The organism is Acidimicrobiales bacterium, assembly GCA_035533095.1.
GTDB lineage: Bacteria > Actinomycetota > Acidimicrobiia > Acidimicrobiales > Palsa-688 > DATLUM01.
The window spans coordinates 1-3992 of the sequence record DATLUM010000130.1 but is presented as its reverse complement, the minus strand read 5'-3'; the positions used below and the strand labels follow the sequence as shown (position 1 = coordinate 3992).

Sequence of the window (3992 nt, the reverse complement as noted above, 5' to 3'; positions counted from 1 at the left end):
CGAGAAGGTCACGACGGTGCACCCGATATGCCAGGAGATGTAGCCGAGTTCCGTGCCTTACCCGCTAGCGCTGACCGACGAGTACGTCGTGAACCAGCGGTGGAAGCTCTCCGCCACCGGGTCGGTGGCGGAGCAACTGGTCCGTCCGTCTTGGGAGCGGGCGTAGTAGATACCCGCCTGCTGAACGTCGAGTTGGTGCCTGCCCGTGCCGACGATGGTCAGCACTCTTGGAGGCGGCTCCAACACCATGGTGAGAGGTTGTTCGACCTGCAAGAGGTACCAGCAGGCGTTGAGCCCAAGGTCAGCGAGCATGAGCACTTTGGTCGTCGCCGTCCTTCACCGCGCTGTAGACGCGATAGCTGATGCAGTTCGACGGCGTAGCTCCACACGCACCATCGGTCCAAGCGAACTCGGGCGCTGATGACGAGAAGACCCCCGTGACGCCGCTGGTGAACGCCTTGCCGCCAGCCTGGTACAAGGCGTTCGCCTCGGTCAGGGCACTGGTGAGGTTCGTCAATGCGAAAGGGTTGCCGACCGGCTGGGAACATCCGTCCAGTCCGACGAGCACGGTAAGGATGACCGTGACCGAGGTCAATCGTCGGAGAATCGTGGCGCGTGTCATCCGTCTGGTGAGTCCAGACGGGGCCTGCCGCGTCCGTCCCAGAGGTCCGTCTCTGGGGCAGAGCCATCGCCCGTGAAGCTCCCGTAGCCAGCCACCAGACGGCCCAGATTCGCCCTTGAGCCGTCCTGTCCGGTGCCCAGGCAGCCAGTACCCCACGCGCGGGCAACCTTGCGATACTTCCGGCCCGGCAACCATCTGGGCTCTTCGTGCGTCTCTAACGCCGATTTTCGCGGCCAGACGACCTACCCCACTTTGGCCGGTGCTCCCTGAGATCCCGGGCAGCCCCTGCTCAGCTGATCTCGGGCTTCGCGGCTCGGCGACGGTCAGTGTTAGGGCCAGTTTCGCTGTACATGACCGTGGAGTCGTGGCGGTGCTTGCAGCCCGAGCTACCCATGCCGGGTTGGTAAAGGCCCTGGTAGTTACACCAATGTGATTATGGCCCCCGAGGGTCGTTGACCTGGGGGCGGCGTTCTGCTCTCCTGAAGAGGTGCCACAGGCAGCGAGATCGGCCCCAATCGACCCACCCAGGCCGGGCGGGGAGTTCTTCGCCAAGCCGGCCTCGGCCAACCACCGCCGCTACGAGGCGCTGCGGGGCTTCGTCTTCGAGGGTCTGTCCGCCGAGGAGTCCGCGAAGCGGGCGGGCTGGTCGGTGGCCACGCTGTACTCGGCGGTGCGCGACTTCCGTGCGGGGAAGACCGGGTTCTTCGCCCTCCCACGGCCCGGACCGACGACCGCGCCGGGCAAGGAGGCGGCGCGCCAGCGCATCATCGAGCTGCGCAAGGAGGGCTACTCGGCCACCGAGATCGCAGAGGCGTTGGCAGGGACCGACACCCCCCTCAACCGCACCGGCGTGGCGGAGGTCATCCAAGAAGAGGGCTTCGCCCGGATGTGGCCGCGGCCGCTCGACGCCCGGGGCGGCGCGCCCCGTGCGCACCCGCCGCGCGCCGAGGTCCTCGACTTTACGACGATGCCCGAGCGCCAGGAGTCGAAGGTGGCGGGCCTGCTGTTGTGCGTCCCCGAGCTCGTGGAGCTCGGGTTCGGATCGCTCGTCGAGAAGGCCGGCTATCCGGGGACGAGTGTGATCCCGGCGCAGAGCTACGTGCTCAGCCTCCTCGCCTTGAAGCTCACCCAGACGCGCCGGGTGAGCCACGTCGACGACCTGGCCGCCGACCCCGGCGCCGCGCTGTTCGCCGCGCTCGTGGCCTTGCCCAAGACCACGGCGCTCACCACCTACTCCTACCGCTTGAGCCACGCCCGCCAGCAGGCGTTCCTCGGTGCCCTCGGCGGGGCGATGTTGGAGGCGAACCTCATCGCCGACAAAGGCGGCGACCTCGATCTCGACTTCCACGCAATCATGCACTACGGCGAGGACGTCGCCCTCGAGAAGCACTACGTCCCCAAGCGCTCGCAGCGCACCCGCTCGGTGCTCAGCTTCTTCGCCCAGGACGCCTCCACGCGCACGATCGTCTACGCCAACGCCGATCTCACCAAGGCGACCCAGGCGAACGAGGTGCTCGAGTTCTCGAAACACTGGCGCACGCTCACAGGGGAGTGGCCCAAGCTGCTCGTCATGGACCAGAAGGTGACCACCCATCGAGTCCTGGGCGAGCTCGACGCCCTCGGTATCGGCTTCATCACCTTGCGGATGCGCTCGCCCTCGCTCAACCGCCACATCGCCGGCATGCCGGCCCACCGCTGGCACAAGGTCCGTCTCGACCGCGAGGGCGCCTACCGCACGCCCGAGGTGGTCGACGAGGAGGTGGCGATCACGAACTACCCCGGCACCGTCCGCCAGCTGGTGGTGCGCGGGCTCGGTCGGGAGGCGCCGACTGTCATCATCACCAACCGCCGCAACTCCACGACCAAGCTCGTCATCGAGCGCTACGCCAGTCGCATGACCATCGAACAACGCCTGGCCGAGTCGATCCGCAGCTTCGGCGTCGACGCCCTGTGCGGGGCGGTGCCGTTGAACGTCGACCTCGACGTTGCACTGAGCGTCCTCGCCGGCGCGGTATGCGCGTCGCTGCGCCGCCGCCTGACCGGCTACCACGGTGCAGTCCCCGACACCATCCAGCGACGTTTCCTGTCGACCGGAGGCGTCATCGTGAACGGGGGCGACACCATCACGGTCCGGCTCAAGCGCCGCACCTACTCACCGGTGCTCCGCCAGGCCGACCTCCCCGAGGTGGCCGTCCCGTGGTGGGGTGGTCGGCGCCTTCGCTTCGAGTTCGACTGACGCTCAGGCACCCCTGCTCGGTGAGCCGGGAACCCGATTGGGGTCGAATTCGCTACGCGAAAATCGGCGCTAAGGGCTGACGCAACAATAAGTTTAAGGTTCTGAGCGCACTCCATTCGTTCTGCAGAGTGCGCGTCGCCCCGAGCGTGTCACGCCGGAGTACGGAATCCCTTGTGAGGAGTGCGATCTCCGGGTCTGTCCACCTCCTGGGGATCCACCTATCTGCCCACGGGTTATGAGAGGATTACACCTCTATAGGAGGAATGCTCTCAGAATGAGACCCGAGTGTTACCACGCCGACGACCTGGCCCGGCTGCTGCGGGCGAACAAGATTGCCGCTCTCGACGAGCTGAAGGCGGCGCTCGGCACCGAGGCCGACGCCACGGTGTTCCGCAAGCTCGCCTCGCTCGACTACCGCACGAGCTACTCGCACCGGGGCCGCTACTACGCCCTCAACGAGGTCTGCCGGTTCGACGAGTCAGGATTGTGGTCGTTCCGGCAGGTGTGGTTCTCCCGTTTCGGGACGCTCGTCGCGACCGCGGCGGCACTGGTGGAGGCCTCGGACGCCGGCTACTCGGTGACCGAGCTCTCTGATGTGCTCCACGTCGACCCGAAGGCGGCGTTGCTGCACCTGGTGCGCTCGGAGCGCCTCGTGCGCGAGGAGATGGGCGGTCGTTACGTATACCTGAGCGCGGACGCCTCCTTCAGACGGGGCCAGCGGGCCCAGCGAAAGATCGCAGACGCCACCCCTGATGTCCTCGGTCCCCGCGGCGGCCTGCGTGTGCTGCCCGAGGAGCTCAAGGCCGCCATCGTGCTCTTCTACAGCCTGCTCGACGAGCAGGAGCGCCGTCTGTACGCCGGGCTCGAGGCGATGAAGGCCGGCCACGGCGGCGACGCCCAGGTGGCCGAACTCTTGGGCCTCGACCCCGCCACCGTCGCCCGGGGACGGCGTGAGCTCATGGGGGGCGACGTGGTCCGGGGCGGCGCACGGCGCTCCGGGGGCGGTCGCAGCCCAAAAGCACCCCGGAGGTGATCGACCGGATCACCGAGCTCATGGAGCCCGACACCGCCGGCGACCCGGTGACCGGGATCAAGTGGACGAGGCGCACCACCGAGAAGATCGCCCTCGAGCTG

At 67.5% G+C, this 3992-nt stretch carries 4 protein-coding genes; 2 read left to right on the top strand and 2 right to left on the bottom strand.

All coding sequences use genetic code 11. The features are described 5' to 3' along the window. Positions 1 to 57: 57 nt before the first annotated feature. Both VNF71_15200 and VNF71_15195 read right to left on the bottom strand, forming a co-directional pair. Positions 58 to 312, bottom strand: a complete 255-nt coding sequence (locus tag VNF71_15200; protein ID HVA75903.1) for a hypothetical protein — start codon at positions 310 to 312, stop codon at positions 58 to 60. Beyond that, a complete protein-coding gene (locus VNF71_15195) occupies positions 302 to 595 on the bottom strand; it encodes a hypothetical protein (protein ID HVA75902.1) in 294 nt (97 codons plus the stop codon). Before VNF71_15195 ends, VNF71_15200 begins: the two co-directional genes overlap by 11 nt. Before the next feature lie 514 nt (positions 596 to 1109). Here VNF71_15195 and VNF71_15190 point away from each other — a divergent pair. After that, positions 1110 to 2858 carry a hypothetical protein gene (locus tag VNF71_15190; protein ID HVA75901.1) on the top strand — a complete coding sequence of 583 codons (1749 nt, stop codon included), beginning with the start codon at positions 1110 to 1112 and terminating at the stop codon, positions 2856 to 2858. A gap of 274 nt (positions 2859 to 3132) precedes the next feature. Next, complete coding sequence (locus tag VNF71_15185; protein HVA75900.1) at positions 3133 to 3891, top strand: hypothetical protein; 759 nt, start codon at positions 3133 to 3135, stop codon at positions 3889 to 3891. The last annotated feature ends 101 nt before the right edge of the window (positions 3892 to 3992 follow it).